19 protein-coding genes are annotated in these 26,698 nt (G+C 67.7%); 10 read left to right on the forward strand and 9 right to left on the reverse strand.

Features of this window, described 5'->3' with window-relative positions; all coding sequences use genetic code 11:
• The first annotated feature begins 94 nt into the window (after positions 1-94).
• The 3 genes from IT361_02295 (at position 95) to IT361_02305 (ending at position 5,088) form a co-directional block, all read left to right on the forward strand.
• Positions 95-2,059, forward strand: a complete 1,965-nt coding sequence (locus tag IT361_02295; GenBank protein MCC6316494.1) for an Ig domain-containing protein — start codon at positions 95-97, stop codon at positions 2,057-2,059.
• A gap of 93 nt (positions 2,060-2,152) precedes the next feature.
• Complete coding sequence (locus tag IT361_02300) at positions 2,153-3,955, forward strand: acyl-CoA dehydrogenase family protein (GenBank protein ID MCC6316495.1); 1,803 nt, start codon at positions 2,153-2,155, stop codon at positions 3,953-3,955.
• A 245-nt stretch (positions 3,956-4,200) separates the two neighbouring features.
• Positions 4,201-5,088 carry a hypothetical protein gene (locus IT361_02305; GenBank protein MCC6316496.1) on the forward strand — a complete coding sequence of 296 codons (888 nt, stop codon included), beginning with the start codon at positions 4,201-4,203 and terminating at the stop codon, positions 5,086-5,088.
• Positions 5,089-5,253: 165 nt separating this feature from the next.
• Here IT361_02305 and nadC read toward each other — a convergent pair whose 3' ends face one another.
• The 3 genes from nadC to IT361_02320 form a co-directional block, all read right to left on the reverse strand.
• The gene (nadC, locus tag IT361_02310; protein MCC6316497.1) at positions 5,254-6,162 is read right to left on the reverse strand and encodes a carboxylating nicotinate-nucleotide diphosphorylase; all 909 of its coding nucleotides are present in this window, start codon (positions 6,160-6,162) and stop codon (positions 5,254-5,256) included.
• A gap of 235 nt (positions 6,163-6,397) precedes the next feature.
• Entirely contained in the window at positions 6,398-7,399 is a 1,002-nt protein-coding gene (gene nadA, locus IT361_02315) for a quinolinate synthase NadA (protein MCC6316498.1), read from the reverse strand.
• Positions 7,400-7,422: 23 nt separating this feature from the next.
• Positions 7,423-8,934 (reverse strand): L-aspartate oxidase, encoded by a 1,512-nt coding sequence (locus IT361_02320; protein ID MCC6316499.1) that lies wholly within the window; start codon positions 8,932-8,934, stop codon positions 7,423-7,425.
• A 233-nt stretch (positions 8,935-9,167) separates the two neighbouring features.
• On the opposite strand from IT361_02320, the gene IT361_02325 reads away from it, so the two are divergent.
• Genes IT361_02325 through IT361_02335 form a run of 3 tightly spaced genes read left to right on the forward strand, consistent with a single transcriptional unit; the run spans position 9,168 to position 12,268 of the window.
• Positions 9,168-9,770 carry a peptidylprolyl isomerase gene (locus tag IT361_02325; protein MCC6316500.1) on the forward strand — a complete coding sequence of 201 codons (603 nt, stop codon included), beginning with the start codon at positions 9,168-9,170 and terminating at the stop codon, positions 9,768-9,770.
• On the forward strand, positions 9,767-11,008 hold the full coding sequence (locus IT361_02330; protein ID MCC6316501.1) for a hypothetical protein: 1,242 nt from the start codon (positions 9,767-9,769) through the stop codon (positions 11,006-11,008). The genes IT361_02325 and IT361_02330 overlap by 4 nt, the downstream gene beginning before the upstream one ends.
• 12 nt (positions 11,009-11,020) lie before the next feature.
• Complete coding sequence (locus IT361_02335; protein MCC6316502.1) at positions 11,021-12,268, forward strand: hypothetical protein; 1,248 nt, start codon at positions 11,021-11,023, stop codon at positions 12,266-12,268.
• Here IT361_02335 and IT361_02340 read toward each other — a convergent pair.
• The 6 genes from IT361_02340 to IT361_02365 all read right to left on the reverse strand — a co-directional run bounded on the left by IT361_02340 (position 12,265) and on the right by IT361_02365 (position 20,907).
• Positions 12,265-13,044: a ZIP family metal transporter gene (locus IT361_02340; protein MCC6316503.1), complete on the reverse strand. Its 780-nt coding sequence runs from the start codon at positions 13,042-13,044 to the stop codon at positions 12,265-12,267. The genes IT361_02335 and IT361_02340 overlap by 4 nt on opposite strands.
• A gap of 39 nt (positions 13,045-13,083) precedes the next feature.
• Positions 13,084-13,797 (reverse strand): hypothetical protein, encoded by a 714-nt coding sequence (locus IT361_02345; protein ID MCC6316504.1) that lies wholly within the window; start codon positions 13,795-13,797, stop codon positions 13,084-13,086.
• Between the two features lie 337 nt (positions 13,798-14,134).
• Positions 14,135-14,680 carry an outer membrane beta-barrel protein gene (locus IT361_02350; protein MCC6316505.1) on the reverse strand — a complete coding sequence of 182 codons (546 nt, stop codon included), beginning with the start codon at positions 14,678-14,680 and terminating at the stop codon, positions 14,135-14,137.
• A gap of 236 nt (positions 14,681-14,916) precedes the next feature.
• A complete protein-coding gene (locus tag IT361_02355; GenBank protein MCC6316506.1) occupies positions 14,917-18,144 on the reverse strand; it encodes an efflux RND transporter permease subunit in 3,228 nt (1,075 codons plus the stop codon).
• Positions 18,145-18,148: 4 nt separating this feature from the next.
• Positions 18,149-19,507 (reverse strand): efflux RND transporter periplasmic adaptor subunit, encoded by a 1,359-nt coding sequence (locus IT361_02360; protein MCC6316507.1) that lies wholly within the window; start codon positions 19,505-19,507, stop codon positions 18,149-18,151.
• Positions 19,507-20,907 carry a TolC family protein gene (locus IT361_02365; GenBank protein ID MCC6316508.1) on the reverse strand — a complete coding sequence of 467 codons (1,401 nt, stop codon included), beginning with the start codon at positions 20,905-20,907 and terminating at the stop codon, positions 19,507-19,509. The genes IT361_02360 and IT361_02365 overlap by 1 nt, the downstream gene beginning before the upstream one ends.
• 653 nt (positions 20,908-21,560) lie before the next feature.
• Between IT361_02365 and IT361_02370 the strand changes: the two genes are divergently transcribed.
• The 4 genes from IT361_02370 to IT361_02385 are packed head-to-tail and all read left to right on the forward strand — an operon-like array spanning position 21,561 to position 26,596.
• A complete protein-coding gene (locus IT361_02370; GenBank protein MCC6316509.1) occupies positions 21,561-23,894 on the forward strand; it encodes a TonB-dependent receptor in 2,334 nt (777 codons plus the stop codon).
• Entirely contained in the window at positions 23,891-24,775 is an 885-nt protein-coding gene (locus IT361_02375; GenBank protein ID MCC6316510.1) for an ABC transporter substrate-binding protein, read from the forward strand. Before IT361_02370 ends, IT361_02375 begins: the two co-directional genes overlap by 4 nt.
• A complete protein-coding gene (locus IT361_02380; protein ID MCC6316511.1) occupies positions 24,772-25,806 on the forward strand; it encodes an iron ABC transporter permease in 1,035 nt (344 codons plus the stop codon). Before IT361_02375 ends, IT361_02380 begins: the two co-directional genes overlap by 4 nt.
• 10 nt (positions 25,807-25,816) lie before the next feature.
• Positions 25,817-26,596, forward strand: a complete 780-nt coding sequence (locus IT361_02385) for a heme ABC transporter ATP-binding protein (protein ID MCC6316512.1) — start codon at positions 25,817-25,819, stop codon at positions 26,594-26,596.
• Positions 26,597-26,698 lie beyond the last annotated feature (102 nt).

Below are 26,698 nucleotides of genomic sequence, written 5' to 3' on the forward strand. Positions count from 1 at the left end.
GAGCGGTCGGGGCTTGGCGCAGGGCCCGGTGTCGAGCTGAGTGGCCGGCCCGGACTCGTCGCGGACTCGACGTCGCCTCCGTCGTACCAGATCCATGTCATTCATTCGCAAGGAATTGGGAGCCATCATGATCGGTGCTGCCGTTGCCCGCCGTCCGTTCCAGCTCGTCGCCGCCGTTGGGTTCCTCTGGGCCGCGGCCTGCACCACGGACGTCGCCCCGGTCGCCATTGCCTCCGTTGCCATCAACATCGCCAGCGATTCGATCCTGCCCGGCCGCACGCTGCAGGCGTCGGTTTTGGTGAAAGACGCGAGCGGGATCGAGCTCAGCGGGCGAAAGGCTACGTGGGAGAGCGCCTTCCCGAACATCGCGACCGTCTCAGCGACCGGCCTCGTCACTCCCGTGGCGACCGGCGTGACCCAGATCCGCGCGACCGTCGAGGGGCGCACAGCGGCAGTCAACATCAAGGTGCTCGAGAAAGTCACGCGCGTCGTCATCACGCCCCAGAACGACAACGTGGCCATTGGTCAGACGCGACAGCTCACCGTGACCGTGACCGGCGCTAACGGTGCCTCGATCTCCGGCCGCGTGGTGCGCTATCAGTCCAGCAATCCATCGGTGGCCATCGTGTCCGCGCAGGGCGTCGTGTCCGGCGTATCCAAGGGCACCACCACGATCCTGGCTGACGCCGAGCTCGACCAGGTGAACGGCACCGCCACGATCACGGTCATCGACGTGCCCGTGAGTTCGGTGACCATTGCGCCGGTTGGCGCACAGATCATGCGGCTTGGAAACTTCCTCCAGGCGACGGCCACCACACGAGACGCGAGCAACAACGTGCTGCAGGGCCGCACGGTCACGTGGACGGCGTCGAACCCCGCCGTCGCGACCGTCACGCAGTCCGGGCTGATCACTGCGATTGCCCTCGGCTCGACGACGATTACCGCGGAGTCGGAGGGACGGACCGCGTCCATGCCGGTCACCGTCACCGAGGTTCCCCCGAAGTCCGTCACCCTCACGCCGGATACCGTGTCGCTCGGCACCGGCACGACGCGTCAGCTCACGCCGACCGTGATCGACTCCCTCAACCGCGTCGTGAATTCGCTGGCCACGCGCTCGGTGCTGTGGACGTCGAGCAACCCGGCCGTGGCCACCGTGAGCAATACCGGCGTCGTGTCGGCGCTGACCGCCGGCACGGCTCGTGTGAACGTCACCGTCGACAACGTTCGGTCCAACGACGTGGTCTTCGTCGTCACCGATCAGGTGAACTCGATCCGCCTGACGCCGGCACAGACGCCGCCCATGCGCGTGGGGAACACGTTGCAGGTGACCGCGCAAGCGCTCAACAACCAGAACCAGCCGCTGCCGGGCAAGACGTTTACGTGGACGTCGAGCAATCCCTCGGTGGCGACGGTCTCCAGCAGCGGCCTCGTGACGGCCAACGCGGTGGGCTCCGTCACCATCACCGCCGAAACCGAGAATCGGACGGCGTCGCTCAACATTCAGGTGACGCTCGTGCCGATCGGCACCGTGACCATCGTGCCGAGCCAGGACACGCTGATCAACGGCGACCAGAAACAGTACAACCCGGTCGTCACCGACTCGGCCGGTCGGCCGGTGACGTCGCTGCTCGGTCGATCCGTGGTCTGGACCAGCAACAACATTCCCGTTGCCGGCGTCGCGTCACCGCAAGGCATCGTCACGGCCTCCAACGCACAAACCGGCATCGCACAGATCACCGTCACCATCGACGGAGTAACCAGCAACACGCTGACCGTGCGCGTCGCACAGGTGGCGACCATCCAGGTGTCACCGAACCCCGCTACGGTGCAGGTGACCAAGACCGTCACCCTGGCCGTCACGCTCAAAGACGCCCAGGGTAACACGCTCAACACGTCCCGCACCATCAACTTCACCCCCACGGGACCCAACGCCGGCAACATCACGGCATCCCCCGCGGGGGTGATCACCGGCGTGACGGCCGGCACGTCGCAGGTGACGGTCACCGTGAGCGGCGTGATCGGCGTGGCCACCGTCGTACCGGTAACGGTCAACCCCTGATGGTGTGAGATTGGGGCGGTGACAGTCCACGAGCGGGGTCGGGCCATCACGCCCGACCCCGTTTTCGCTCCCCTGCTCCGATGAGGCCGACCGATGAACGACCAACGTCCGTCTTTCACGCGCGGGCTCTTTGCCGGCGCGATCCACGACGACCTGGTCTTTCCGTTCCCCGTGTCGCTCGAACAGGTGCGGCCGGATGAAGCGAGACTCGTCAGGCGACTGGTAACCGATCTCCACGCGCTCGTCGGTGACGTCATCGATCCAGCGGCGATCGACGAACAGGCGACCGTCCCCGAGCCGGTGATCCATGCGTTCGCGCAGATCGGCCTCCTGGGCCTGACCATCCCTCGTGCCTACGGTGGCCTCGAACTGTCGGCGTCGGCGTATGCCCGCGTGTTTGGCGAGATCTCGCGGATCGACGCGTCGCTCGCCGTGCTCGTCGGCGTCCACTGCGGGCTCGGAGCCAAAGCCATCGTGCTGTTCGGGAGTTCGGAACAGAAGGCCCGCTACCTGCCCATGCTGGCGCGTGGCGAAACCCTTGCGGCCTACGCGCTCACCGAGCCCGACACCGGTTCGGATGCCCAGAACATCACGACGAGGGCGGTGCAGCACGCCGACGGATCGTGGACCCTGACTGGTCGAAAGATCTGGATCGGCAACGGCCACCGGGCCGGCGTGATCGCCACCTTTGCGCAGGCCGCGGTGGAGCGCAAAGGCGAAGTGGTGCAGCGCCCGACCGCGTTCATCATCCGGCCGGACATGCCGGGCTTTCGCGTGGTAGGTACGGTGCAGAAGCTCGGTATCAGGGGGTCGACCCAGGCCGAGCTTGCGTTCGAGCAGCTCAGCGTCCCGGGCGACCACGTGCTTGGAACCGTCGGCAAGGGATTCGGCGTCGCTGTGCACGTGCTCAATGGCGGTCGGCTCACCCTCGCAGCCGGCTGCACGGCCGGAGCCAAGGCCCTGCTCGGCCACATGACGGAATACGCCGAGCATCGCGTGCAGTTCGGGCGCCCGATTGCCGACTTCGAGATCACGCAGCGCAAGCTTGCCACGCTTGCCTCCGAAGCCTACGCATCGGATGCGATGCTCGGCGTGCTCGCCTCGCTCGTCGACCGCGGCGTCGCCGACCACTCCCTCGAGGCCGCGTGTGCGAAGGTCTTCGCCTCGGACCTCATCTGGCGCGCCGCCGATGAGACGGTGCAGGTCGCCGGCGGTCGCGGCTTCGTGAAGCCGTATCCGTACGAGCGCTTCCTGCGCGATGCACGCATCAACCGGATCTTCGAGGGAACCAACGAGATCCTGCGACTGTTCATCGCGCTCAACGGCGTGCAGGGGCCAGCCGAGCGGCTCAGGGAAATCGGATCCGCGCTGCGACAGCCCCTCAGGAACCTGGGACTGCTCTCTGGCTACGCGGCGTCCCGGATTCGGTCCGTGATGGGAGCGACCGACACGCTCGACACCACGCTGCACGAACGGCTCACAAAGCATCGGACGTTTTTCGAGAAACACGTTGCGGAGCTTCGCGACCGCACCGAGAAGGCGATTCTGCAGTACCGCGCCGACATCGTCGAACGGCAGTTCGTGCTGGAACGCCTCGCCAACATGGCCATCGAGCTGTACGCCACCGCGTGCGTGCTGTCGCGGACACAGCAGTGCATCGAGCGCGAGGGGGTGGAGGGTTCGGCGCACGAACTCGCGCTCTGCGACCTGTTCTGCGTCGAGGCAGGCCGGCGCTTTCGCGAAGCGCGGCTCCAGCTGGACGCACCCGATCAGCAGGTTGACGACCAACGCCGTGCGATTGCTGGTGTCGTCCGCGCACGTGACGGCTACGGCGTGGCCGATGCCATTCTCGACCTGGCCCCAGCGATCGAGCGCTCCAGCGGCCCCACCGGCTGACCCTGGCACTACGCTCGACGGTCAACGACGAGGCATACGGCCGGCCTCAGGTCCAGTTGACGACGACGCGGGGGGCGGCCGCCAGGCCAAATGCGGCCGCGTCGGGGCTTGCGTAGTTCGACCGACATCATGACCTTAAATCCATGATGAATGCCGATAGATTCTATCGGCATTCGCAAGGCCCGGTGTCGCTCGCACCCCCGCGCGGCACGCGGACAGAACTCCCCTGAACCTACTCCCCTTTCATGAAGCTTCGCGTTGCACCGCTCGCCCTGGCCGCGTCCTTCCTTCCGCTTGCCGCCCCCGCGCAGACGCCGACACGTATTGGCACGATCATCGTTGCCCACGGAGGGAGCGCCGAGTGGAACGGCCACGTGAAGGAGGTGGCGGGGCTGGTCAAGACCGGTGGCCCGGTCGCGGTCTCGTTCCTCATGGGTCCCGAAGCCGCGACCACGCGATTCCAGGACGTCGCCACCACCATGGAGCGCTCCGGCGTGGCGTCCATCGTCGTCGTGCCGATGCTGGTTTCCTCGTACAGTGAGCACTACGAGCAGGTCCGCTACCTGGCTGGCGCCACGGATTCGATCAACCACGCGCTGCATGCGCTCATGGGGCACAGCGGACTCGAGCCGGTGAAGGTATCGGTGCCCATGAAGATCTCGCGCGCCATCGACGACTCGCCGGTCGCTGCGCAGATCCTCGCCGAACGCGCGCTGGCGCTCACCACGGCTCCCGCGAAGCGCGCGCTGTTTCTGGTCGGGCACGGGCCCAACACGGCCGAAGACTATGCGCACTGGATGGAGAACCTTCGGACGATCGTGGACAGCGTGCGAACGCGGGCCCCGTTCGCCGACGTCCGGGTCGACCTGGTCCGCGACGATGCTCCAAAGCACGTTCGCGCCGAGGCCGTCCGACGCGTGCGCGAGTTGATCGATCTGCAGCATCGACTCACCGGGGACTCGGTCGTGGTCGTGCCGGTGCTCCTGTCACGCGGGCGTGTGAGTCGCGAGACGTTCATGGCCGACCTGTCGGGATTACCGGTCATCTACAGCGGCGATCCACTCCTCCCGCATCGCGGGCTCGCGCGTTGGGTGGAGCAGCGCGTGCAGGAAGCGTCAGCAGCACACCACTAGGGCGCGGCGGCCCGCGTCTGGACGCGGGCAGGACTACTCGGAGTCGAGGGCGAGGTTGAGTGCGGGAGGGGAGGTGGTCAGCGACGGGTGGGTAGGACTGCCCGAAGTCGAGGGCGAGATTTGGCGCTGGAGGGAGGCGGTCAGCGCGCCGACGGGCGGGTAGGACTACTCGAAGTCGAGGGCGAGATTGAGCGCGGGTGGAGAGTGGGTCAGCGCGCCGACCGAGATGTAGTCCACGCCCGCGCCAGCGATGGCGCGCACCGTGTCGAGCGACACACCACCGGACGCTTCGGTCTTTGCGCGCCCGGCCACGAGGTCGACGCATTCGCGCAGCGCGACGGGCGGCATGTTGTCGAGCAGGATGATGTCGGCGCCGTGCTCCGCGGCCTGCGCCACCTGCTCGAGCCGATCGCACTCGACCTCGACCAGTGCGCCGGGCTCAGCGAGGTCGCGGCATCGACGGATCGCCAACCCGACATCGCCGTTCACCGCCATCAGGTGGTTGTCCTTGATGAGCACCGCGGCGGCGAGATCGAGTCGGTGGTTCGAGCCGCCACCGCAACGCACACTGTACTTCTCCAGTGAGCGCCAGCCGGGCGTGGTCTTGCGGGTGTCGAGGATGCGCGCCCGAGTCCCCTGCACCGCGAGCACGTAGCGACTGGTGAGTGTGGCGATCCCTGACATGCGCTGCAGGAAATTCAGCGCCACGCGCTCGGCGGACAGCAAGCTGCGGGCGTGCCCGGACATGAAGAGCACCGTGTCGCCCTTCTTCACCGTCGCGCCGTCTTCGGCGTCGACGCGGATCGAACATTTGTCATCCATGGCCTGGAACGCGGCGATGGCGAAGGGAACGCCGCACACCACACCGGGCTGTCGCGCGACGAGTCGCGCGCGCGCGCGTCGATCGCTCTGCACGGTGGCAATCGTGGTCACGTCGTCGAACGCGCGGTCCTCGTCGAGGGCCGCCTGCACGCGTCGCGTCAGCTCATGGGCATCGAGCGGGAACCTGAAGCTGGTGTAGGTCGACGCGCCGGCCGGCGCAGACGGCGGGCAGCTGCGGCAGCGGTGTTCCATGGTCGGGAAAACAAGGGAGCAAGTCAGGAATCGGCCGCGTCACGCGGCCCGAAGTAACGCCTTCCTGAGGGTGGGCTGCCTCGCGCCGAAGCGCAACAGCTCACCAGCGCGATGCCCCCGCACCTCCCCAGCGTTCCCGCCATCCAGGATGGTCGCCGTGCGGGGAGCTCCTCCCCCTCGTTCCCGTCATCCACACTGGTGCCCGCGTGATGAGCCGGGCGGCGCCGGTGCTGCCCTACTCGCCGGGATCGGTCTCGGCAGCGCGAGCCGGCGCCGAACCGCCGATGGCCACCATCCGCTCGAGGGCAAGGCGAGCTCGCTGCGCCACCGCGTCCGGGACCATGATCCGGTGCTGATCATGCTCGAGGGCACGAAGCACCTTGGGTAGCGTCGTGAGCTTCATGTACTGGCATTCGGCGCGATCGCTGGCCGCGATGAACGTTCGGTCAGGGTTGGCGCGCCGGAGGCGATGCAGGATGCCCGTTTCCGTTGCCACGATGAATGCGTTGGCGCCTGACGCTCCGGGTCGCTTGATCATGCCCTCGGTCGACAACACGTGAACGCCCTCCTCGGGAATTGCGCCTGCCGAGAGCGCCTCGACAACGTTGGTGGCGCATCCGCATTCGGGGTGCACGAGCACTTCGGCGCCCGGATGTTCGTTGCGCTGACGCGCGAGACTCTGTGGCGTGATGCCCGCGTGTACGTGGCACTCGCCCTGCCAGACGTGGATGTTTTCGCGGCCGCTCACGCGCCGCACGTGCGCGCCGAGAAAGAAGTCCGGGAGGAAGAGGATCTCGCGATCGGCGGGAATCGCCTGGATGACTTCGACAGCGTTCCCGGAGGTGCAGCAGTAGTCGCTTTCGGCCTTGACCGCGGCAGACGTGTTGACGTACGACACGACGACGGCACCGGGGTATTGCGCCTTCCAGTCGCGGAGCTGGTCCGCGGTGATGGTGTCGGCGAGCGAGCATCCCGCGGCGAGATCGGGCAGCAGGACCGTCTTGCCGGGCGACAGGATCGCCGCGGTCTCGGCCATGAAGTGGACGCCGCAGAAGACGATGACCTCGGCATCGGTGCGCGCTGCCTCGCGGCTCAGGCCGAGCGAGTCGCCAACGAAGTGGGCCACATCCTGCACTTCGGGCCGCTCGTAGTTGTGGGCGAGGATGATGGCGCGTCGCTGCGAGGCGAGCGCACGGATGCGACTCGCGAGGCCAGTGTCGGTGGTGGTGGAGGTCATGCCGGAATCTATGGCGGCGACGGCTACCACTCGATGTGGCGACCCTTCCAGGTTCGGCTGGCGCGCGGAAAGTCGCGTCGGTAGTGACCTCCGCGCGACTCGCGTCGCTGGAGCGCGGCGGCGGCGATGAGGGTGGCGACGTCGCACATGTTGCGCTCTTCGGTCATGCCCGGGCTGAGGCGCGAGGCGATGCGTTCGAGTTCGCCGAGGCAATGACGGAGCCCGTCCTCGTGGCGATCGATGGCCGCGTGGTCCCACATGAGCGCGCGAATCTCGTCGGCGGCCACCTGCGCGGCCCCGCGATCAGCAAGCGGCGGCACGTCAAACGTCGACGCGCGTCGCGGCGCACTGTGTCGCTCCGTCGCAGCCAGCTCGCGCGCCACGCGCTCGGCAAAGACGAGGCCTTCGAGCAGCGAGTTCGACGCCAGGCGATTGGCGCCATGAACGCCGGTGCAGGCAACCTCGCCACACGCGTAGAGGTCGGCGACCGAACTGCGTCCAGCAAGATCGGTGACGATGCCACCCATCATGTAGTGCGCGGCCGGCGTGATGGGGATCGGTTGCTTCCGCGGGTCGATGCCGCGCGCCACACAGAGGGCCAGAATGCCGGGGAAACGTGTCGCGAAGGCCGCGCCTAACGCGGTGGCGTCGAGGGTGACACGCCCGGTCTCGCGTTGCTCGCGGAAGATCTCGCGCGCCACCACGTCGCGCGGCGCCAGCTCGGCGGCCCGGTGACGACCCACCATGAAGCGCCGGCCCTCGGCGTTGCGGAGGATCGCGCCCTCACCGCGCACCGCTTCGGAGACGAGCGCGAGCGGATTCTCCGGCGTGTCGAGTGCGGTGGGATGGAACTGCACGAACTCCAGGTCCGCGAGTCGGACGCCGGCGCGTCGCGCGAGGGCGTATCCGTCACCGGTGGCGACGACCGGGTTGGTGGTGTAGCGGTAGACCTGTCCGCAGCCACCGGTGGCGAGCACGGTGGCGTCGGCACGGATCTCCACCGGCTGGCCGAGCACGCTCGCGCGTACGCCGGCGCAGCGTCCGCGCTCCATGATGAGTTCGAGCACGCGGGCATGCTCCAGCACCGACGTCCGACGCCCGGAGCGCACCCTGTCGACGAGCGTGCGCGCCACTTCAGCGCCGGTGCGATCGCCGTGGGCGTGCACGATACGACGCCGAGAATGTGCGGCCTCGCGCCCCAACTTCAGGTTGCCGTCGCTGCCAAGGTCGAACGCGGCACCGGCGAGCTGCAGCTCGCGCACGCGCGCGGGGCCCTCCTCCACCAGCACCTCCACGGCCCCGGTGTCGCAGAGCGCCGCACCCGCGGCGAGCGTGTCCTTGCGGTGCAGCTCCGGGGTGTCGCCCGCTCCAAGCGCCGCCGCAATACCACCCTGTGCGTAGGCCGTCGCCGAGTCGAAGAGCGTGCGCTTGGTCATCACGAGAACGTCGCCGTGCTGTGACGCGCGCCACGCCGTGTGCAACCCGGCCACACCGCTGCCGACCACGAGGAATCGAGTGCGCAGGAGCGAAGACACGGGAGGAGGGACGAACGGTGGAGGATGCGGCGAGCGCGGAGTCCGAGACGTGCGCCGGGCTGAAACATGCGATGGGGGGCGGTCTGGCGCCTGGGGGATGCGATAGGTTTCGCGCATCTGATCTCCGCTTCCACCCCTGCGTTGCCATGCGCTGTCGTTCCCTCATCGCTACCGCGGTTTGCACCACTACCCTGCTGGCCTGTGACGCCGCCGACACGAGTGGCCGCGGCGCGATGCCCGCACCGCCCGCCACGGCGGAGCGCGCACCAAATGTCTTTGCGGCGAGGTTCGAAACCAGCAAGGGACCGTTCGTGGTCGAGGTGCATCGCACCTGGGCCCCTGTGGGCGCCGACCGGTTCTACCAGCTCGTCAGGAGCGGCTTCTTCGACAACACCCGCTTCTTCCGCGTGGTCACGGGATTCATGGTGCAGTTTGGCGTGCACGGCGATCCGCAGGTGAACGAGGCGTGGAAGGATCTCTCGATCGCCGACGACTCCGTGACGCAGAGCAACACGCGCGGCATGGTCACCTTTGCGATGGCCTCGGCACCCAACACCCGCAACACGCAGGTCTTCATCAACCTGGTCGACAACCACAACCTGGACGGGATGGGGTTTGCGCCCTTCGGTCGCGTGATCGACGGCATGCCGGTGGTCGACTCGCTGTACGCGAACTACGGCGACGGGCCGCCTGCGGGCTTCGGGCCTGACCAGATGCGCCTGATGGACGAGGGGAACGCGTACCTGGAGCGCTTCTTCCCCAGGCTCGACTTCATTCGCTCGGTGCGCCTGGTCGCGGACTCGGCCGTCGCGCCGGCGCCCGCGACCACCAAATGATGCATCGGGGCAGCGCGCGCGCGCTGTCAGCGTTCCTCGCGCTCTTCACCGGCTCGACGCTCGGCGCGCAGCACGTGCACGCCGAGGGCGACAGCGCCGGGCGGTTCACGATCGGAGCCATGGGCGTCGCGGTGTTCACGCACGTGCGCCCCGGGGCCCTGGCCCGGAATGTCACCGAGGGCTACCTCACACAGCCGATGCTCATGGCCGGGGCACGCTCGACTGGCGGGCGCCTCCAGGCGTTGCTGATGCTCAACGCGGAAGGCGCCACACTCGATCGTGGCGAGATCGGCCCGGGGATCTACGGCGAGGGCTACATCGACCGCCGGCACCCGCACACCTGGCTGCATGAGGTGATGGTCGGCGTGCAACAGCCGTTAGGCATGGCGACGGTCGCGCTCTTTGCGGGGAAAGGGTTCGTCCCCTATGGCACCGACGACCCGATGGTGCGCCCGTTCGTGAAGTTCCCGGTGAACCACCATCATGCGCAGCTGCTGGAGCGCGCGATGCTCACCGCCGCAGCCTCCGCTGGTCCGGCGTCGGTCGAGGTGGCCCGGTTCAACGGCGACGAACCGGAGTCACCGAGCGACTGGCCCAACCGCGATCGCGGCCTCGACTCGTGGGCCGTACGGGCCACCTGGCTGGCACGAGGCTCGGTGGAGCTGTCGGCAAGCGCGGCCTCGGTACACTCTCCCGAGTTTGCCAATGGCGACGGCCTGGATCAGCGCAAGGCGGCCGCCTCGGTGCGCCTCACGCCCACCGGAGGCTTCGTGCGGTATGCCCTGATCGAGGGAGCGCGTACGCGGGAATACAGCGGCGATCGCCGCGTGTTCGAATTCTCATCGCTGCTCGCTGAAGCGGAGGGAAGGGCCGGCCGACTGGTGCTGGCGGCGCGCATGGAGCGTACGACGCGACCCGAGGAGGAGCGCGCGGGCTCGCCGTACCGGACAACACGTCCGCTGCTGGACTTCAACATCCTCGGTCGCACGCAGTGGACCAACGTGACGGTGGCGCTGAGTACCGACCTATGGGGTTCAGCGCTCCTGATGGGTCGTCCTTTTGTCGAAGCAGGTTATCATGTTCCGCGGGCGACCCGGCGACCAACACCGCTCGATCCGGTGGAATGGTTTGGCGCGGATGCCCTGTGGAGCTTTTCGGCCGGGATCAGGTTGCACGCCGGTCGCATGCGCTCCCGTGTTGGCCGCTATGGCATCGCGTCGTCGTCACGCCGTCCCTGATTCCTGCCTGATATGCTCGCCATGCGTTCGGTGCACCCGATGCTGTCCGTCGTCCTGCTTGCGGCCCTGGCCTGTGGGGGCGACCAGCGCGACGACGGCTCGCCAACCGCGCCACCGGCGCAGAACCCTCCTCCCACGCCCACGCGGCTGACCGTGGCCGGGCGCGGCGTGGTCGACAACCGATATACCTCGGAGCTTTGGGTTCACGGGAACTACGGCTACACGGCGACCTGGGGGTCGCGTGTCTCCAGCGGCGCCAGCGCGGCCGGGAACACGATCCACGTGTGGGATGTGCGCGCCGCCGTGCCCGTCCTGCTCGATTCGGTACGCGTGGCCAATGCGACCACGGTCGGCGACGTCCAGGTGTCGAGCGACGGCCGCTACCTCGTGGCGCCAACCGAACAGTCTCCGGGGTCGATCGTCGTGTACGACCTGGCGGACCCCGTGCGTCCGCGACTGGTGTCGACGTTCACGTCGCCAAAGATCACGCGTGGTGTCCACACCTGCGAAATCCAGACGATCAACGGCCGGCTCACCGCCTTCCTGTCGGTGAATCCGGGGACGAATCACCCGGCGCGCCTCATGATCGTCGACCTCGGCGATCCGGCGGCCCCGACGGAGGTGTTCACGCTTGATATCACGTCGTCGTTTGTCCACGACGTGTTCGTGCGCGACGGTCTCCTGTTTTCCGCGCAATGGAACAACGGCCTGGTGATCCACGACATCGGCGGCGGTGGGCGGAGCGGAACGCTCGCCGCACCGGTGGAACTCGGTCGGTTGCGCACCAACGGCGGCAAGGTCCACAACATCTGGTGGTTCCACGACCCGTCGAGCGGCCGCAAGACCTACGCGTTCGTGGGCGAGGAAGGTCCGGCGTCGCTCTTCACGGCCTCATCGGGCGACATCCACGTGGTCGACATCTCGTCACCCGCCGCCCCACGTGAAGTCGCGTTCTACACCGTGCCCGGAGCAGGGACCCACAACTTCGCGCTCGACGAAGCCAACGGCTTCCTGTACGCGGCGTACTACAACGGCGGTGTGCAAGTGCTGGATGTCCGTGGCGACCTCGCGACCTGTACCGCGGCGCAGAAGGCCGCCGATGGCCGGTGCAACCTCGGCCTGATGGGCCGAACGAAGTCCATCGGGCTCCTCGACCAGGGCATCCCCGTGTTCGTCTGGGGCGTGCACCTCGCCAACAGGTCGCTCTTCGCCAGCGACATGATCAACGGCTTCTGGCGCCTCGCCCCGGCGACGCGTTAGGCCAGCGCGCGCTGGAACAGCAGCATGCCGACGAGGCTGAGCGTCACCGTGGCGGCGATGCTGCTCATCGGCGCCCACGCGGGCTCTGACGCCTCGTTCGCTCCCTCCGCCTCCGCCTCGTACGCCTCCGGGAGCAGCTCGACGAGCACGACGTAGATCATGGCACCGGCGGCAAAGCCGAGCCCGAACGGTAACGCGCGCTGAAAGTGCTCGACGAAGAGCCACGATGGCACCGCCATGATGGGCTGCGGGAGCGACGAGAATACGCTCCACCAGGCGCAGGACCACAGGCTCGCCCCGCGCGGGCGCAGCACCGCGGAGATCGCGAGCCCTTCCGGGATGTTGTGCACCGCGATCGCCACCGTGATCGCCGTCGCCAGTGAGGCCCCACCACCAAACGACACCCCCACCGCGACCCCTTCGGCGAACGAGTGGACCGTCATCACCACGACGATGAGGATCATCTTCCGCGCGCCCGCACCCTGAATGTCGCCGAACGACACCTCGTGCCCGGCGAGGTAGCGCTGCGTCATGAGGATGAACGCGAGCCCGGTCGCCGCGCCGGTCACCGTTTGCCAGACTCCGTGTTGCGCTCCCTCGGCCACCAGCCCGAAGCTCGCGCCGAGCATGAGGCCGGCCGCGAGCGCGTTCGCCAGCCCCATCGTGCGCGACGACATGTTGCGCACGAACGCGAACGGGATCGCGCCAAACCCCGTCGCCACCGCCGTCCACAGCGCCGCCAGGAACACGGTGAGTGCGCCGTGGAAGGTGTCCATCGAGTCGACGCCAAACCACTGCTGGATGATCGTCGCCACTCAGCGTCCTCCCAGGGCGGCGACCACCGCACCGGCGGCCATGACGGTCAGCGCAACGCCGACGCGGCCGATGCGCGCGTACGCCTCCATCAGCAGCTCAGCGATCACCAGGTAGACGAGCCCCGCAAACGCACTGGCAAAGAGCGGTGCCGCCGCGAGCGGGCTGGCCACGACGAGGAGCCACGAGCTGGCGGCCGCAGCGGCCTGCGGCAGCTTGTCGACGAACGCCAGGAGCATCGCACGTCCGAGCGACATGCTGACCCCCGTGTCGCGCGTGCGCGCGGCAAACAGCGCCCCCTCTGCGACGTTGTGTGCGGCGATGGTGACCGCGACCCACAGCCCGAGCGGGAACTGCGCGGCGAGCGCCGTGCCGAGCGCAATGCCTTCGGGAATACCGTGCAGCAGCGCCATCCGCCGCGAGACCGCGCCCAACGGGCTGCTGCGCCGCATGGCGCGGTGCGCCGCGAAGATCACGGGTACCGTGACCACAGCGGCCAATGGCGTGATCCCCGGCCATGACCGCATGCTGCTCGCCATGATCAGGTACGCAGCGCCAAACATCACTCCCGACGCCACCGCGCCGCTCGCACCGAGCAGTTGCGTGCGGTACACGGGAACCGCGCGCATGAGCAGCGGCCCGGCCGCGGCCGCGCCGAGCGCAGCGGCCAGCGCGGTCACGAGTGGTTCGGCAGCAGTGATGTCGACCGTCAGCACCTGGATAAGCTAGACGGTGTGGGGGAGCGGGCGAACCCGGATCGCTCCGTGAGCCTCGTCGGAGTCATCGGGGGCGGGCAGCGGCACAGAGCGGGCACGGCCCCGGAGCTCGGTGAACCGCCTGCTCGAAACCACGGATCGTGGACCGCGAACTTCAGGCTCAGACCATCGAGAGCGGCGTTTCCTATCGAGAGCCGAGGAAGAGGAACGTGGCGCATTCACGGGGGCGAAAAAAGCGAGGCGGCCGGCGCGATTCTGCCGACCGCCTCGAGCTCGTTCCGTGGACCCTGCCCCCCTGCTCCCTGATACCCGGGAGCCCCCCTCTCCGTCTGCGGTGCTACTTCCCGATGCCGAATGTCGCACCGACGTTGAGGGTCGACGCGCCGGCGCCGGCGTCGGCGTAGAGTGCGAGGCGCGGCTGCAGGAAGTACCGCACGCCCGCACGCCCAATGAAGTAGATGCCGCTGCCGTAGCTCCCGGTGTAGTCCGTGCTCACGCTGCTGTTGCCGAGACCCACGCCGAGGAACGGATCGACCTTCGGATTGCTCTTCACCTGGAAGTGGTAATTGGCCGTCACGCCGATCGAGATGTAGCGGAAGTCGTAGTCGAGCGACGCAAAACGATCTTCGTAGCTCCAGTAATCGATGCTGGCCTCGATGCCGAGCACGCCGTCGCCCAGGTCAGGCAGCGCCTTGATCGCCCGCTCGAAGCGGCCGCCGAACGCGAGGCCGGCGCCACCAATGCCACCGAAACCCACCGTCGGCCCGATGTCCATGTATCCGGGTTTGAAGTTGGGCCCGCCGGTCGCTTGCGCGGAGGCGGTCGTGGTGATCGCCAGCGCGAGCGCGGCGAACGCGAAGTGACGCACGGTCGGACGGAACATGTGGGTCTCCGATAGAAGGGGTAGTCGCGACAAGGTCGATTGGTACAGGTGTAACGTGCAAGGGCGCCGGCTTGTCTCTCATTGCGCGAAAGACGGCCGTGGACTGTCGCGGCGGCAGAATACCGGGCATGCTTCGGTGCCGGGAGGGGTTGAAACCCTACGGCGCCTCGCTCGGCATCCCTTGTTGTAGCACAAACGCCACACGCTTAACTCGCCAGACCCACCACCTCGCCGCATCACCGCGCGACCTCACGGCCAGCCTCGCGCTCTCGAACGAGCGTCCAGATCGCAGGGATCACCAGCAGCGTCAGAATCGTGCTCGATGCCATGCCGCCGATCATCGGCGCCGCGATGCGCTTCATGACGCCGGCGCCGGCGCCGCTCGCCCAAACTATTGGCAGCAGGCCGAGCATGGTCGACGCCACCGTCATCATCTTGGGTCGCACCCGCTCCACCGCCCCGACCATGGCCGCCTCGTGCACCTGCGCCCGATCGGGCGCTCGGCCGGCCACCACGCGCTCCCGCCACGCCTGCTCGAGGTACACCAGCATGATCACCGCCGTTTCGACCGCAACGCCGGCCAGGGCAAGAAAGCCGATCGTCACCGCCACGGACCAGTTGTAGTCGAGCGCCCACATGAGCCACACGCCTCCGACCAGCGTGAACGGCACCGACAGCATGACGATCAGCGTGTCGCTCATCCGGCCGAACGTGAAGTAGAGCAGAGCGAACACGATGGCGAGCGTGACCGGCACGATGACCTGCAGGCGGGCCCTGGCGCGTTCCATCGCCTCGAACTGCCCACTCCACGCCAGCGTATATCCCTGCGGCAGCGTCACCGTGCCCGCGATCATCTGGCGCGCCTCGTCCACGTAGCCCCCCACGTCGCGTTCGCCGACGTCCACGTACACCCACGCCGTCGGACGCGCGTCTTCGGTGCGCACCACCATCGGGCCTGACACAGGACGAATGCGCGCCACCTGCCCCAGCGGAACCTGGGCCGTGCCCCGAACCGGGGGCGCACCGCCCATCGTGGCCGGCATGACCGGCGCCCCGCTGCTCGCTGTCGTGACATCGTGATTGACCGGAACGAGCACCGACGCCAGTCGCTCCGGCGTGTCGCGCAACTCCTGCGGATAGCGAATGCGCACGCCGTAGCGCTCTCGGCCTTCCACCGTTTGTGTGATCGTCATGCCGCCGATGGCGGTCGCGATCACCGTCTGCACGTCGCCCACGTTGAGCCCGTGCCGGGCGGCGGCCTCTCGATCGATGTCGATGTCGAGGTAGTAGCCGCTCTGGGCGCGCTCGGCGAACACACTGCGCGTGCCCGGAACCATCTTGAGGTGCCCCTCGATCTCGCGGCCGAGTCGCTCGAGGACGCCGAGGTCCGGTCCATAGATCTTTACCCCGACCGGCGTGCGAATCCCCGTGGCCAGCATGTCGATGCGCCCCTTGATCGGCATCGTCCACGCATTGGTCACCCCCGGCAACCGCACCGCCGAGTCCATCGCGGCGATCAGCGCGTCGTACGTCATGCCCTCGCGCCACTCCGAGCGAGGCTTGAGCGTGATGGTCGTCTCGGCCATATCGAGACCCGCGGGATCCGTGGCCGTGTTCGCACGTCCCGCCTTGCCCCACACGCTGGCCACCTCGGGAAAGCGCCTGAGAATGGCGTCCTGCTGACGGAGCAGCTCACGCGCCCGCGCGACCGAGATTCCGGGCAGCGTGGTCGGCATGAAGAGGATCGTCCCCTCCTCCAGCGGTGGCATGAACTCGCTGCCGCTGCGCTGGAACGGAATCCACGTGAGGATCAGTGCCGCCACCGCGACGCCGATCGCGGGCCACCGATGGCGCAGCACCCACGCCAGCACCGGGCGATACCATCGGATCAGCACACGACTCAGGGGGTTGCGCTCCTCGCGGTAGATGCGACCCCGGATGAACAGGCCCATGAGCACGGGCACGAGCGTAATGCTGAGCAGACTGGCCGCGGCCATCGCCAGCGTCTTGGTCAGGGCGAGCGGCTTGAAGAGCCTGCCTTCCTGCCCTTCAAGCGCAAAGACGGGGATGAACGAGACCGTGATGATGAGCAGCGACGAGAAGAGCGACGGCCCTACTTCGCGCGCGGCGGTCAGCACGAGCGCCAGGCGCTCTTTCGTGCTGAGGGACGCGGTATCGACATGCGGCTGACCCGGAGGCGCGCGGCGTTCGAGGTGTTTGTGCACGTTCTCGACCATCACGATCGCCGCGTCGATCATTTCTCCGATGGCAATCGCGATGCCGCCGAGTGACATGATGTCGGCCCCGATCCCGAAGGCCCTCAGACCGATGAAGGCGATCACGACGCTGATCGGCAGCGTGATGATCGCGACGAGCGCCGATCGCACGTGCAGGAGAAAGACGATGCACACGAGCGCCACGATGATCGCCTCTTCGACCAGCGTCTCGCGCACGGTGTCGATCGACTCCAGGATGAGCTGGCTGCGATCGTAGACCGGCCGCACCACCACGCCCGGCGGCAGCCCACCCTGCACCTCGGCAAGCCGCGCCTTGACCCGTTCGATCGTGGCGAGGGCGTTTTCGCCGTACCGCATCACGACGATCCCACCCACCGCATCGCCGCGCCCATCGAGGTCGGTCACGCCGCGCCGCACCGCGGGCCCGATCGTGACACGCCCAAGCTCGCGCACCCGGATCGGCGTGCCGCTCGACGTAGCGCCGACCACCACGTTCTCGATGTCACCGATGTTCCGCAGGTATCCGAGTCCGCGCACCATGTACTCGCGCTCGGAGAGCTCCATCACCATCGCACCCACGTCGTTGTTGGCGGACTGGATGGCGCTCATCACGCGCGTGACCGGGATGCCGTAGGCGAGCAGTCGCGCCGGGTCCAGGTCCACCTGATACTGCTTCTCGAACCCGCCTACCGTGGCCACTTCGGCGACGCCCGAGACCGCCGTGAGCGCATAGCGCAGGTACCAGTCCTGCACGGCGCGCAGTTGCGACAGGTCGAGGCGGCCGGTCGTGTCTTCCAGCGCGTACTGGTAGACCCAACCGAGGCCGGTCGCGTCCGGACCAAGCGTCGGAGTGACGGTGGCTGGCAGTCGCGCTCGTATCCCGGTGAGATACTCCAGCACGCGCGTGCGCGCCCAGTACAGGTCGGTGCCGTCGTCAAAGATGACGTAGACGAACGAGACACCGAAGAACGAGTACCCCCGCACCGAGCGCGCACCGGGAACCTTGAGCATCTCGGCAGCAATGGGATACGTGACCTGATCCTCCACGATCCGTGGCGCCTGCTCGTTGTAGTCGGCCTGCACGATGACCTGCACGTCACTCAGGTCGGGCAGTGCCTCGAGTGGTGTGCGGCGAATCGAAAAGATCCCCGCACCCACGAGTCCGGCCGTGAGCAGGGCGACCGCCAGGCGGTGCCCCACGGCCCATTCGATCACGCGAGCCAGCATCGTCTCACCTCGCCGGTTCGTGATCGTGATCGCTCTTGCCGCGCGGGGTGATCGGGGGCGTCGGCGGCGTGGGCGTTGGCTTTGGCGGCACCGTGATCTCCATGCCCGGCATGTCGCCCATCCCGCCCAGCGCGGTGCCCAGGCTCGACTCCGCGTCGACGAGGAACGTCGCGGACGCCACGACCGTGTCGCCCGGCACCACGCCGCGCAGCACTTCGATGCGATCGTCCGTCACGCTCCCCAACTCCACCGTGCGGGGCTCGAGACGGCCATCGGCCAGCTTGACGAACACGAGGCGACGCTCCCCCGTGATGAGCACCGCGCCCCGCGGCACCGACACCACGGATGCTCCTTCACGCGCCGCGATGTGCAGCGTGGCGTACATGCCCGGCTTGAGGCGAAGGCCCGGATTGGCGAACGCCACGCGCACGCGGGCGGTTCGCGTCTCCGGTGAGAGCGTCGGGGAAAGCCACGCGATGCGTCCGCGCCACGTTTCGCCAGGCCATGCCTCGAACTCCGCGGTGGCCGCCTGTCCGGTGCGGATCGTTCGAAGATCCTGCTCGTAGACGTCGCCCTCCACCCACACCTCGGCCAGATCGGCCACGCGGAACAGGGCGTCGCCCGCCATGATGCGCTGACCGGCGAACACCGACTTCTCGAGCACCACGCCACTCGCCGTCGCGCGCATGGTCATCGCGCGCTGCACCTGCCCGCTGCGCTCGATGGCCGCGATGTCCGCCGCAGGAACGTCCCAGTACTCGAGCCGTCGACGCGCCGACGCCGCCAGGTCGGCCGCGCCGGTTGTCACGTCCTTCGAAGCGCCCGTGACGTCCGCCGACAGCTTGTGGGCAAGCAGCAACTCTTCCTGCGCCGTCACGAGCATGGGTGAATAGAGTCGCAGCAGCGGCTCGCCACGGTGGACCGATCGCCCTGTGTAGTCGACGAAAAGCTCCTCCACGAACCCATCGATCCTGGTCGTCATCGTCTGCACGCGCGTTTCGTCGACCGTGACCTGCCCGACGGTGCGCACCTCGTGGCGCAGGACTGCCCTCGTGACCGGCGCAAACGTCACGCCGATGCGACGCGCCTCGTCGGCGGTGAGGGACACGTGGCGCGCGCTGTCGCTGGACGGAGCGGCACCGTGCCCCATGGCCGCGTGCGCGTCGGCGGACGCCGCGGTGGCCTGCGGCGCGTGATCCCGCGTGAACCACCACGCAGCGAGGCCGGCAGCGGCCGGCAGCATGAGCAGGAGTGCCGCGCGCGCGCCAAACCGGGCGCCGCTGGCGGTAGATGCCTGGTTCAGTTTGGCATCGCCGAGGTCATCAGTCGTACGCGGCGATCGTTCTTCGTGTGGGGTGTGCATCAGCGTGTGCCTCCATGCCGTGAGTCGTCGCGCCGAGGCGCGACGTCCTGACCCGTGGCGAGCAGCGACTGCCCCACGAGCATCTCCAGTTCTGCCCACGCGCGCCCTTCGGACGCGGCGAGAGCCACCAGTTCCTGCCGATATCGATTGATGGCCATGCGACTCTCGATCACCGTCATGAAGTCGACGGTGCCGGCCCGGTATGCGGCCAGCGCTGATGTCGCGGTGGCTTCGGCCTGCGGGAGGACCGTGGTGCGATAGAGCGCTCCGAGCCGCCGCGCGCTCGTGAGCGCTGTATGCGCCTGCGTGACCTTCCCGCGCGTCTCCGTGCGCATCGCCGACAGCTCGGCGCGCGCCATGGCCTGCATCGCCTCCGTTTCGTCGCGCATCCGCAGCTGGCGCGAGCGCGCAAAGATCGGGAGCGAGGCGCCAACCATCACGCTGCCCATGCGATCGATGCCCATATCCATCCGACGCTGGCCGTACTGCACGCCGACCTCCACGTCGGGCCAGAACTCGCGGCGAGCGAGACGCGCATCGGCGTCGGCAGCACGCAGGTCGGCCTGGCCGGCGTCAAGCATGGGCTGACCGGTCAGCGCGGCCTGCACGAGGGCTTCGAGTGCGGGGAGCGAGTCCCGGAACTGCGGCAGCGACGGCATGCCCGCGACCGCGGCGATCTCGATGTCGGCGGTGGCGGCGAGCCGGGCGGTGGCGCCTTCGAGGGAGCTTGAGAGTCGCAGGAGCTCATCGTCCATGCGTGCGATCTCGACCCGGGCTCGCAACACGTCGGTCTGGCGACCGTCGCCCACCCGGTACATCGCACTCGCCGTTGCGGCCACGTCGTCGAGCAATCGCCGAGTGTCGCGTGTCACCGCGAGCGCGCCGGCCGCCTCGAACCGTTCGTAGAACGCCATCGCCGCTTCGAGCCGCATCGTCCACCAGACGCCATCGGCGCGCGCGCGCGCCGCGTCCGAGCGTGCCGTGGCCGCCGCGGTTGCAGCCGCGAGTTTGCCACGCGTGGGCAGCATCCAGGTGAGCTGCAACTGCGTCATGCCCAGGGCCGGGTCCGGCCTGACGCTCGGCACGGCGTAGTTCATGAACCCGAGCTGTAGCTGCGGATCCGCCGGTCGCGCCGCGGTGGCCACACGGGCGGCACTCGCGCGGGCAAGAGACCGCGCCGCGAGCACTCGCTGGTTTCTCCCGGCGACGAGTGCGTAGACCGAATCGAGCGAGAGGGAATCTCGATCAACCGCAGGGAACGCCTGTCGTGGTACGTCCGGCGCGGGTGGTTGTGCGCGCAGGAGCGCGGGGGATGACAGGCTGGCTGCGATCAGCGCAGCGATCGGCCAGGTACGTCGCGCGTGGGGCGCACGCGCGTGCGGTGAAACGTCGACAAACACTCGGACCTCCGGGGAAACAGGAACGGCGCGCACGTGCGGGGCCGTCTGGATCTCGCGTCGAGGTTTCCGGTCGCGCGCAAGGCGCGGCCGAACCTCGGAGGTCAGGCTCTCGGAGGGTGCGGGTCCGGCGAGTGTGTGGATTCGAGCGGCCGTGTCAGCGGTCCGGCAGGTACCGGATGTCGCAGCGGCGCGACCGCGTCGGAGTGGGCGACAACGCTGGTGGCGACCGTCGTGCAGTGTGCCATGAGCTGGCAACCGCCGCTTCCGTTGCCGCGCGAGTTGTCAGCGGGGTGCTGGCAGTGATCGGCGCCGTGCCTGCCGTTTGCGGGCTGCGGGGCGGGCGTCGCGTCCGTCCCCTGGTCGTGTGACATCCCCGGCATCGACGCCATGGCCGAACCAGGCGTGCTGCACGACGCATGCGCCTCGCTCGCCACACCAGCAACGGTGCAGAGGGCAATCGCGATGGCGGCGAGACGACGAAGTCGCATCAGGGAAGAACTTGCGCGGCGGATGGTTCCGAACGCTAGCAATCATGGCGGGGAGCGGGGTCGAGAGGGCCACCACACGCCCGTCCGGGATTTCCTGAAGTCCCTGATGCGAAGTAATGAACAATTCGTTAATATCGCGGCGCGTTCACCCATGGAGCCCGTCCCGTGTACATCCGATTCGCCGCGTCCCTTGGACTCGTGGCCCTCCTCGCGACCACGCTGGCCGCGCAGGGATCCCTGCCCGGCAAGGTCTTCGACACATACACCAAGGCACCGCTCGGTACCGCCCAGATTACCACAAGTGCTGGTGCTTCAACGACTTCAGGTCGCGATGGGGCGTTCTCCCTGCCCTGCGTGCCAGACATGACCGTCGACTTCAGGCTCCTGGGCTACGACCGGTACACCACCAAGGTCGCGGGCTGTGGTAGCCAGCTCCTAGTCGGCCTCACGCCTGGTACGCAGAACCTGAACGCCGTGAGCATCACCGCCACTCGGGACGCGCCCAGCGTTCGTCAACCGATCTCGGTCACGAGCCTGTCGCGCCCGGAGCTCACCCGCGGCATGGGCCTCTTTCTCGACGACGTCCTGAACACCGTGCCCGGCGTCCGCATGGAGCGGCGGACCATGTCTGGCGGCCAGCGCATCACGATTCGCGGCTACGGGAACCGCACGAACTTTGACGGCACGGGCTACAAGGCCTACCTCAACGGCATCCCGGTGACTGACGCCGAGGGCGTCACGATGCTGGACGACGTGGACTTTGCGACGCTCGGAAAGGTGGATGTGATTCGCGGGCCGGCGTCGAGCCTGTACGGCGCGGGGATCGCGGGCGTGGTGAACCTGTACACGCTGCGCCCGGAGCGTCCGGGCACGACCATCGAGCAGGAAACGATGGCCGGCGCCGATGGCCTGCTTCGGTCCGACACGCGACTCGGCAACGTGACCAGCACGTCGACGTACCTGATGAACTATGGCCATCAAACCTACGACAGCTACCGGATCCAGAGCCGGTCAAAGAAGGATCACCTGACGTTCCTCGGCGACTTCCGCCCTTCGGAGCGCCGCGACGTGTCGGTGTTTCTCACCTATGCGCACTCGTATGACCAGCGCGCGGGCCAGATGGACAGCGCGGCGTTCTTCAATCGACAGAACGTGGGTGAGGCGCCGTACCTCAACAACGACGGCCACGTGGACATGGAGTCGGTTCGCGCGGGCGTGACGCACGCCTACCGCGTGTCGGATCGGCTGGAGCCTGTCGTCACCGCGTACTTCTCCGGCGTCAATCGCGAGGACGTGTTTGCTGTTGGCCTTAATCCTCGCTCCAACCAGACCTTTGGAGCGCGCGCCGTACTCAACACGCGCTTCGTGAACGGGCTCCACCCCGTCGTTGGCGTGACGGGCGTCGAGTACCAGAAGACGGACCAGTTCGCGAAGGGCTATCCCTACAGCAACAAGGTGCTCGGCGGCATCACGACGGATCTCGAGACCCATTCGCAACAATACAGTCTCTTCAGCCAGTGGCAGGTGTCGCTGCCCGCCGCGTTTACCGTGACCGGCGGCGCGAGCCTCAACTTCGTCGAGTACGCGCTCAACGATCGCCTCACGAACAGCGCCAACCCCACCCATCGTGACGTGAGCGGGCGCCAGACCTACGACCCGGTCATGATGCCGCGTCTCGCTCTGCACCGCATGTTTGGCGAAAGGCAGTCCGTGTACGTGAGCTGGAGCAAAGGCTTCACACCGTCGACCGCCAGCGATGCCGTGATCGCGTTCACCGGCGAACCGAACACGGGGCTCAAGCCCGAGCGCGCGACGCAGCTCGAGCTTGGCACCAAGGGCAGCCTGCTGGGTGACCGGCTGTCGTACCAGCTCGCGCTCTTCAGGCTGGGCATCACCGACAAGCTCACCAGCCAGTCGGTCTTCAACGACCAGGGCACGCAGTTGTACGCGTACACGGTCAACGCCGGCGACCAGCGCAACACTGGCCTGGAGCTGGCGGCGTCCTACGCCGTGCTTTCGCGCACGACGGGGGTGTTGCGTCAGTTCCGTCCGTGGTTCTCGTGGGCCTCTTCGGACTTCGAGTACACGCACTTCCAGAGCAACAACAACAACAATGCCGGCACGGTCTCCTATGACGGCAAGCAGGTCGTGGGTGTGCCAAAGACGGTGTGGACCCTGGGCGCCGACGCGATGCTCGCCGGCGGCGGATATCTGACCACGACGGCCGAACACCGCGGAGACATGCCTCTCACCTACGACAACGTCCACTGGACGCCGGGATACACCGTGGTCAACGCCAGGGCCGGTCTCCGCCGAGACGTTACGCCTCGCGTCGGGATCGACGCCTACCTCGGCGTGCAGAACCTGACCGGCGAGTTGTACTACACGATGGTCTTCCTCAACGGGAACTACTCGCGCCCCGCGCCCCCGGCCATCTATCTGCCAGGTCCGTATTCGGCGAAGACGTTCATGGGACTCCGGCTGAGCGTGCGCCCATGACCCGCACCCGCCTTCTTTCGATGATTGTGGCCGCGCTCTCCCTGAGCGCGTGCGGACGGTTCGCCAGCGACGACACCAGGGGCGATCACGCGCAACGCATCGTCTCCGTGTCCAAGCAGTACACCGAGATCCTCTATGCACTCAGTGCGACCGACGACCTCGTGGCGGTCGACGTATCGAGCACGTACCCGCCCGAGGCGAAGAAGCTGCCGACGGTTGGGTATCACCGCGCGCTGAGCGTGGAGGGCATGCTGGCCGCCAAACCGACGCTGATTCTGTCCGGCGGGCCGTCGAACATCGGACCGGAACACGTGGTGGACCAGCTCAACGCCCTGAAGATCCCGATGAAGTACTGGGACGTGCCGGGTGATCTGGACGGTGCGAAGACACTCATTCGCGACATGGGCAAGGAGTTTCACAAGGAGGCCAGGGCCGATTCACTCGTTGCCGGTCTCGAGTCCGACATGGCGCGGGTGCTCGACCCGGCGAAGGCGCCGACCGATACGCCGAGCGTGGCGATCATCCACTACGGCCAGGCGATGAACCTCTACTTCCTGATCTCACAGGGCACCGCCGGCCAGATGGTGCGGTGGGCCGGCGGTCGCATGGCCATCGACACGGCGGGCTTCACGCGGATGTCGTCGCCGGAGGTACTGGCAAAGGCGAACCCCGACGTCATCCTGATGACCGACTTCGGCTACGATCGCCTCTCGGGCCGCAGAGACATCCTGGCGCTGCCAGGCGTTGCCGCAACGAAGGCCGCGCGTGACGGCCGGATCTTCAGGATCGAGGAGCACGACATCATCTACTACGGTCCACGCACCGGAAAGAACGTTGACCTGATCCGCACGCTGCTTCACCAGCCCGGCACACCCGAGTGAGCACACTCGGGCGCCAATATCGCGGCGTGCTTCCGGTGCTCGGCGTTCTCCTGCTGTTGGTCACGCTCGCCTCCATTCGCTGGGGCGCGGTCTCGATCTCGCTGCACGACATGGGCACCGCGCTCCGCAAGGCGCTGGGCGGCGCCGGCACACTGTCGCTGGACGAGCGGATCTTCCTGGAGATCCGCCTGCCGCGCGCGATCCTGACCGTGCTCGTGGGCGCGAGCCTCGCGGTGGGCGGGGCGCTCATGCAGGCGTTGTTCCGCAACCCGATCGTCGAGCCGGGGCTCGTGGGCACCTCGTCAGGCGCTGCGTTCGGTGCGGCGCTCTACTTTGTGCTCGGCGCCGCGCTCAAGGTTCATCTGGGCGCGTGGACGCTGCCGCTTGCGGCGTGCGCCGGCGGCATGCTGGCCACCTGGCTCGTCTTCCGGCTTTCCGGTGCGCACGTGGTGGGCCGTACTTCGGTGGTGTCGCTCCTGCTCACCGGCATCGCGATCAACGCCTTGTTCCTGAGCGGCGTCGGCTTCCTCTCCTACATCGCGCGCGATCCACAGGCGCGTTCAATCACCTTCTGGCAGCTCGGTACGTTGTCCGGCGCCAGCTGGAACGCGGTATTCGTCGTCGGCGCCTCGACGGTGTTGTGCATCGTGGCGTCGTTGCGCTACGCACAGCCGCTCAACGCGCTCATGCTGGGTGAGGAGGAAGCCGAATACCTGGGCGTGAACGTGCGACGCCTCAAGGCGATCGTGCTGCTGGTGAACGTGGTCATGGTGGCCGTGGCGACCGCGTTCACCGGCGTGATCGCGTTTGTCGGGCTGGTGGTGCCGCACCTGCTGCGTCTGCTGAGAGGCGCCGACAACCGGTTCCTGGTGCTCGGCGGCTCGCTCATGGGCGGGATCCTGCTCGGACTCGCCGATCTCGCCGCGCGTCTGCTGCTGTCGCCGGCTGAACTCCCGATCGGCATCGTGACCTCGGTGGTCGGAGTGCCCGTGTTCCTCGTGCTGCTGCGCCAGCGGTGCTACTACGTGTGATGCGTGCATCGTGCTGAAGGCCACCGACCTGTCGTTCACGATCGACGGCGCGCGCCTGCTTTCCGACGTTGGCGTCACATTCGAGCCGGGGAAGCTCAGCCTCGTACTCGGCCCCAACGGCGCGGGCAAGTCGACGCTGGTGAAGGTGCTGAGCGGGCAGCTCGCGCCGCAGCGTGGCGAGGTGCGCTACGCGGACCGCCCGCTGTCGCAGTGGGCCGAGCGTGACCTGGCGCGTGTGCGTGCGGTGCTGTCGCAGAACGTTGAGCTTGCCTTTCCCCTTCGCGTGTGGGAGGTGGTGCTCATGGGGCGGTACCCGCACTTCACCGGCGCGCCGGGCGCGGTGGATGAGCGCGCGTGCGAAGATGCGATGCGCTACTTCGATGTCCTGGACTGGGCGGACCGCAATTATCTGACCCTGAGCGGCGGAGAGCGGCAGCGCGTGCAGTTTGCACGCGTGATGGCGCAGATCTGGTACGCCAGAGACGGCGCGCACCGCTGGCTGCTGCTCGACGAACCGCTCACGTTTCTCGACATCCGGTACCAGTTCGACTTTCTGCGACGCGTGCGCACGCTGCTCGCGGGCGGTGACCTGGTCGTGGTGGGCGTGGTGCACGACCTGAACCTTGCGGCCAGGTTTGCCGATCACATCGTGCTGCTGTCGCACGGTCGCGTGCTCGCAGCCGGCACCCCACGGGACGTGCTGCGCGCCGAGTTGGTGGGCGAGGCGTTCGGGATCACGCCGACCGTCCGCACGGACGAAGACGGTGGGTTGCATCTGCTGTTTCATTGAGGGACGTGAACCGTTCGCCTGAACAAGGGCGGGATCAACGCGCGGTGACCATCTTGCCGATTCCGTACACCCCGTGGACGATGACGTGTGGATCGAGCGTGA

This window comes from Gemmatimonadaceae bacterium, assembly GCA_020846935.1.
Taxonomy (GTDB): domain Bacteria; phylum Gemmatimonadota; class Gemmatimonadetes; order Gemmatimonadales; family Gemmatimonadaceae; genus RBC101.